This window comes from Holdemanella hominis, assembly GCF_014306155.1.
Lineage (GTDB): Bacteria > Bacillota_I > Bacilli_A > Erysipelotrichales > Erysipelotrichaceae > Holdemanella > Holdemanella hominis.
This window is the reverse complement of sequence record NZ_JACRWH010000080.1, coordinates 1-6,023: the sequence shown is the minus strand read 5'-3', so window position 1 is coordinate 6,023 and position 6,023 is coordinate 1. Positions and strand designations below refer to the sequence as shown.

The following is a 6,023-nucleotide window of genomic DNA, read 5'->3' as shown; positions in this document are numbered from 1 at the left end:
TGAAATCAGAAGTAGACATATAGTCTCCACGACCACTAACAGACAAACGTTTATTATTTCTTTTGTAATACATAACGAGCACCATCCTTTGTACAAGGATATAGTACCTGTTATATTGACAATATCGATGTCTATTTAGTGCATGGGGTCGTTAGATGGGTACTCACATTAATTTTTAATACTCATGAAATTAGTTTGTTAGATTTAAATTTATTTAGACGCGATCAAATTTACTCTGTTGAAAAAAATAATAAAACTGGCGTTTCTGATTTATATTCACTGGATGAATTCTCACCTAGAAAATCAGAAAACATTCAAAAAGGGTATTTGCAAGGAAGATATGGTGCCATGCCATTTGTAAATTTAAAGGATATTGAATGGTAAAAAGAGTAGGGTAAAAGAAAAGAGGAAAATATTCAAAAAAGCCTAAAAAAATCATTTTAATCGGAACGGAAGGAAGTAATCAAACAGAAAAAAATTATTTTACAGCTTTTAACCAAACTCAAAGTGAATATAAAATTAATGTTGCTAAAGGAAACAATACCGATCCCGAAGGTGTTATTCGCGACTTGTTAAAAACAGCTAAACAAGAAGAATTAGATTTAAAACAAGGAGATATCTTAGCATGTTTTATTGATGTTGATTTCAAACAGGGTAGGGAAAAAGAATTAAGAGCAGCCATTAAATTGGCTAGACAAAATAATGTTTCTCTTTATTTGTCAAATCCATGTTTTGAAGTCTGGTATCTTCTTCATTTTAGATACAGTACTAAACCATATTGTTCGAATGATGAAGCTATTAGAGATTTAAATTCCTATATTTCAGATTATTCAAAAAGTAAAGATGTTTTTGAACTGATTGTAGGAAATTCAAAACAAGCGATTGAAAATTCAAAAAAGTTGGAAGATTATCATCAAAGTAATGGAACGATTGATCGGATTAAGAAAATTCCATATACAGATGTATATAAAATAGTTGAGATACTTTTAAATACTGAGCAATAATTGGTATATATATAATCTGAGCTATTCTTTATTTTCTTAAGTTTTTCTTAAGTGGTTGAGTTAAGAAAGTATTCATTTTATAATTGAATTAATCGAGAGGAAGATTGAATATGTTATGTAAAAATTGTGGGCACGAAATAAGTGATGATTCTAAATTTTGTTCAAATTGTGGAACAAAGGTAGAAGTCGATGGAGATATTGTTGTACCTGTTACAGTCGTGGATAAGATTGAAGAAGAAGTTAATGAATCTGAAGTTGATACAAATAATGAGGAATCAGTAAATGAGAATGAATCAACTACATCAGTCAAAGAATGGTACTATGTATCGAACAATGACTCTAAAGGATCATTCAGTATAGAAGAGATGAAGACTAAGATTACTTCTGGTGAAATCAATGGTAGTACTCTAGTTTGGAAGGCAAGTATGAAAGACTGGGAAAGACTAGAGAATACAGAATTGAATGAATTTATTTCTACATCATCTTCGAATGATTGGTATTATGTAGAGAATAATGATTCTAAAGGTCCTTTTAGTGAATCAGACATGAAAGGATTTATTGATAGCGGTGTATTAACTGGAAATAGTTTTGTATGGAAAACAGGCATGCAAGATTGGCAAAGATTAAAAAATACCGAGCTTGCAGGTAACGAAACAGTGCGTGTAGAACCAAGTTTTTCATTTACTACTGGAGTTGTAAAAGAAAAGAGTATTGGACTATGTGTAGTATTAAGTCTAGTTACTTGTTTCATTTATAGTATTTATTGGCTATATACAATTGCACATGACTTAAATGATTTATGTGAAAGTCAAAACCAAGAAAAAGGTGCTGAACCAGGACTTGTTGTTGTATTAAGCATTGTGACATGTGGAATCTACTTATTATACTACTTATGGAAGGCTGGTAAGATGGTATCTAGTCTTACAAGAAGTAATGGACATCATCCAAGTGATGATAGTATCGTTTTAATGGTATTATCTATACTTCAATTATCATTAGTATCCTTTTGCATCCTTCAGAGTCATATTAATGATTTCGCAAAAGACTAGATATTTAGGAATAGTTCTCATACTATTCCTTCTTTTATTATTCTATAAATGCCCCTTTCAATTCATAACAGGATTGCCATGTCCAGGATGCAACATGAAAACAAGCCTGTATTATCTTCTTAAAGGAAATATTCAATTATCTTTGTATTACCATGCTCTATTAATACCAACACTAATTTGTGGCGTTCTATGCTTGTTAAAACCCGAGAAAAGAAAAATGATATTAATCATATGGTGTACACTCATGATTGTCTATTATATATACCGTATGATTCTTTATTTTCCAAATAGTCCAATGAACTATTCAAAAAATAATTTGATTTATTTATTATTTAGACACGCATAATGTCAATTAATGATGTAACTTGGAAATATGAGGAGGACATACTTATGTCAAACATATATTTTACAGTTACAGGATTACATCATTATTATGGCGATTCATTTCTAGAAAAAGAAATGATTGTTTATTTAAAGAAAGAAAAAGATAATGAATATGATAAAGAAGCCATTAGTGTAAATCTTGCAGGACTAGAAAAGATTGGTTATGTAGCCAATAGTCCTTATACAGTACTTGGAGAAAGCTATAGTGCTGGAAGATTGTATGATAAAATCAGTGAAGAAGCGAGTGGTAAAGTTAAATTCATATTAGACAAAGGAGTTATTTGTGAACTTATTGAATAAAAGTTTCCTTCGTCTAATTCATGTACAAGTACAAACTGGGTTTACTTGGATGTATGGCTGGAATCAATCAATAAGCATTGATTGATGGCAATCATTTATTTGTTGAATTTAAAGGAGCGTTAACCGGGCAATTTGTTTGCCAAGAATTAAAAACGCTGTAGGTTTATAAGTTTATTACTATACAAATGATAGAGTGTCTTGTAAAATTGATTTGTGGTAGATACATAAGATTTGATTGTTCCAATAGAAGTAAAGCTAAGAGTTTAAAAACGTATTATGAAAAGTTTAAGCCAGATCCTCGCACATGTACTTTAATGTAGAACTATAAAAAAAAGAAGATTGGTTAGTCAATATTCCTTTGTATATGATTTAAGAAATCGCAAATTTATAATGTACTTTTATAAAATTAAAAGTATCAACACTAATAATTTTCTCATATCTATATTTACTGTTATTGAGTTAGATGCTTGAAAAATAGAAAAATGTATAAAGTGTCGGTTTAAATAAAACAGAGAAAAAAGTAATTTCATTATTAATAGAGAACTCTTTGTACACTTTTGGTGAAATAGCATTAAAAATCGTCTTAACAAAACGAACGATAGAACAAATCGGATCGAAATGTATAGGTTAATAGATAGTGATAAAATAGATAAGCTTATTTTTTTAATGTCCGACAAATAAGTGTATGATATGTATCAGTAAAAAATATTATGGAAATGAGGATGATAATGTGAAAATAGAGGTAGTGTATAAAGGTTGTGGAGAAGAGTTACAAAATTTTATTTTTGAATATTGTGAAACAACAACTTTAGCAGATTTATTAAATGAACTAGGATTGAATCCTTTGGATGTTTATATGGATAAAGAAAATCATCTATGTCATTATACGCGAGGAGAAAATGTTTATTTAGCTGTTAAATATATTGTTGAAGAGGGCATTGTAAAATGGATTGTGCCTGTTGAACAATGCACAATTGAAGAGTATTTAAATCAGTTTAATTTAACTTCAATTATATGGTATAAACCTGATGGAGTTGGAGCTTGCGGAATTGAAAGCTTTTGGAGTTTTTTGATTACTGTTATCAATGGTGCGTATACTACAATGGATTTTATTGTGACAATGGTTGATTCTTTTAATTTAGGAAAATCAGTAATTTCTTATATAAGCAAAAAATTTTTACATATACCAGATGGAGTTTTTCCACCTGTAGATAATGAATATGTCAACCAGTTTATTTGTGAAAAGAAGGTATGGTCAATTGATGTATTTATGTATGAATTTGATTTAGATGATAAAGAATTTGCTAGATTTTTACTTTATATAAATGGATACATATATGATGAATTAACAAATTTATATTTTTTTAGCAATGAATTACACATGCGTAATAAACGTAAATATAATGAGGCATTGCAAGAGTATTCAAATTCATTAAATAGAACGTTAGGATAAATATTGAAGGGGAAGGTAATAATATAATATTATATAATTAGTTATGATAACGGAATGACTAAGGAAGAGAGTAAAAAAATGAAAGGAGTTTTATAATGGCAATTCATCTACAAGAATTTGATATACACCGATTTAGAGGTATTCATAATCTTGAATTAAAAGATTTGAATCATATTAACATAATTACTGGTGATAATAATACTGGAAAAACGAGCTTATTAGAGAATATTAATTTTCTTAAAGGAATTGATAGTGTTCGAAATCTTGCATATTCTACGACTCGAAGTGTAAGAGGGATGGTTAGGACTAGTTTTTCAACATTTGAAAGAGTGAATTATTTGTTTCCGGTGGATGAAGAGGTAGTTTCCAAAATTGAATATAGTTTTAAATTAGAGAATAAGACACATAGCGTTAATCTTTTTAAAGAGAACTATTTTGAATTATTACCGGATAGCGAAGTGCGTAAGATGATGGGGTATAGTAATAAAGTTCGTGAATGTGATGAAATGATTGATACGGAGTTTATGAATTTAAAAATTGATTTAGATGGTCAAGAACTATTGAATGAAAAGTACTCTGAATATGATCGTTTTGCTACAAATGGAAAACAGGAAACGAAATTAATTAATACCACTTTAGTATCGTCTTTTAAACATGTTTATGATGATTTTTATTTAAGTAAAGTCTTGAACAATGTGGAATTATATCAAGAGATGTTGGGCGTATTGATAGAATTTGATGAGGATATAATCGGTTTGAATGTGGATTCAAAAGGAAATTCAGCTTGGAGAAAAAGGTATATGATTCTTTCAAAAAATCATAAAGAAGCGATTCCTTTAGAATTGTATGGGGATGGTATGAAAAAAGCCATCTTATTAATGAGTGCAGTAATTGCATCAAAAAACGGAATTTTATTGATTGATGAGTTTGAAACTTCGATTCATACTTCAGCTATGAATAAAATATTTTCATGGATATTAAGTACAGCTGTAAAACTCAATATTCAATTGTTCATTACATCGCATAGTAAAGAGGCAATTGATAAAGTTTTAAAGTGTGATCCAACATTGCAAGATAAAATGAATCTTTACACTTTATATAAGAAGGATGATTCTACATTAACAAGAAAATTATCTTGCTATGAAGCAATTGAAGCCATGGATGATTATGATATTGAGGTACGATAATGAAATCTGTTATTTTATGTGAAGGCTTAACGGATTGCCTATTTATTCAATACTATCTTAAAACGGTGCATCATTGGCAAGATGGAAACTCCAGAGCTAACATTAAATTTATGCGTTGGAATCGAATCTTAAAAAAGAATGAGAATAATGTAATGATTGGCCATGATGGTAGTTGTAGTCGTTTAATTCCGATGTTAGAAAATGTTTTAAAAAGCAATTGGATGGGTTCTATAGAAGAAGCTTATAGAAAAATTGTGATTGTTACAGATCGAGATGATGATCATACGGAAACATATTTTTTAAATGAAATGAATCGAATCATCAGTGAACAACATGGAAAAATAGTCGATACAATAGTTAATAATGAATGGTGTAAAGTTTGATGTTAGCATATAAATAGGACTAGTCAAAAAGAGAAAATTTACACCAGTGGTACAATAGAAAGAGGATGATTCAAAAACAAAGGAAGGTAAAAGAAAATGGCAAATAAAAAGAAACAGTTTGATCAAGAATTTAAACAAAATGCTGTCAATTATTGTTTAACACATCCAGAACTAAGTCGTAAAGAATGTGCTAAAAATTTAGGTATTGGAGATAGTACTTTATACAGATGGAAGCAAGAAGCTAAAGCCAATAACAACCAGGC

General features: G+C 29.4%; 9 protein-coding genes. All 9 read left to right on the top strand.

Going from position 1 to position 6,023, the window contains the following annotated elements:
• The first annotated feature begins 195 nt into the window (after positions 1 to 195).
• Positions 196 to 384: an AAA family ATPase gene (locus H8911_RS11555; protein WP_186999761.1), complete on the top strand. Its 189-nt coding sequence runs from the start codon at positions 196 to 198 to the stop codon at positions 382 to 384.
• Positions 385 to 434: 50 nt separating this feature from the next.
• Entirely contained in the window at positions 435 to 1,004 is a 570-nt protein-coding gene (locus H8911_RS11550) for an RloB family protein (RefSeq protein WP_186999762.1), read from the top strand.
• A gap of 110 nt (positions 1,005 to 1,114) precedes the next feature.
• A complete protein-coding gene (locus tag H8911_RS11545) occupies positions 1,115 to 2,053 on the top strand; it encodes a GYF domain-containing protein (RefSeq protein WP_186999760.1) in 939 nt (312 codons plus the stop codon).
• Positions 2,034 to 2,399: a DUF2752 domain-containing protein gene (locus H8911_RS12990; protein ID WP_186999759.1), complete on the top strand. Its 366-nt coding sequence runs from the start codon at positions 2,034 to 2,036 to the stop codon at positions 2,397 to 2,399. Before H8911_RS11545 ends, H8911_RS12990 begins: the two co-directional genes overlap by 20 nt.
• 44 nt (positions 2,400 to 2,443) lie before the next feature.
• Positions 2,444 to 2,737, top strand: a complete 294-nt coding sequence (locus H8911_RS11535) for an HIRAN domain-containing protein (RefSeq protein WP_186999758.1) — start codon at positions 2,444 to 2,446, stop codon at positions 2,735 to 2,737.
• Between the two features lie 730 nt (positions 2,738 to 3,467).
• Entirely contained in the window at positions 3,468 to 4,190 is a 723-nt protein-coding gene (locus H8911_RS11530; protein ID WP_186999757.1) for a hypothetical protein, read from the top strand.
• Between the two features lie 95 nt (positions 4,191 to 4,285).
• Positions 4,286 to 5,377: an AAA family ATPase gene (locus H8911_RS11525; protein WP_186999756.1), complete on the top strand. Its 1,092-nt coding sequence runs from the start codon at positions 4,286 to 4,288 to the stop codon at positions 5,375 to 5,377.
• A complete protein-coding gene (locus H8911_RS11520) occupies positions 5,377 to 5,760 on the top strand; it encodes a DUF3226 domain-containing protein (protein ID WP_186999755.1) in 384 nt (127 codons plus the stop codon). Before H8911_RS11525 ends, H8911_RS11520 begins: the two co-directional genes overlap by 1 nt.
• A 96-nt stretch (positions 5,761 to 5,856) precedes the next feature.
• Positions 5,857 to 6,023: transposase (locus tag H8911_RS12985; RefSeq protein ID WP_186999754.1), on the top strand; the 167-nt coding region annotated here is incomplete at its 3' end.

What these genes read in the sequence shown, in the direction of transcription:
- H8911_RS11525 (WP_186999756.1), top strand. Translation starts at nt 4,286, where the DNA reads ATGGCAATTCATCTACAAGAATTTGATATACACCGATTTAGAGGTATT.
- H8911_RS12990 (WP_186999759.1), top strand. Translation starts at nt 2,034, where the DNA reads ATGATTTCGCAAAAGACTAGATATTTAGGAATAGTTCTCATACTATTC.
- H8911_RS11535 (WP_186999758.1), top strand. Translation starts at nt 2,444, where the DNA reads ATGTCAAACATATATTTTACAGTTACAGGATTACATCATTATTATGGC.
- H8911_RS11545 (WP_186999760.1), top strand. Translation starts at nt 1,115, where the DNA reads ATGTTATGTAAAAATTGTGGGCACGAAATAAGTGATGATTCTAAATTT.
- H8911_RS11520 (WP_186999755.1), top strand. Translation starts at nt 5,377, where the DNA reads ATGAAATCTGTTATTTTATGTGAAGGCTTAACGGATTGCCTATTTATT.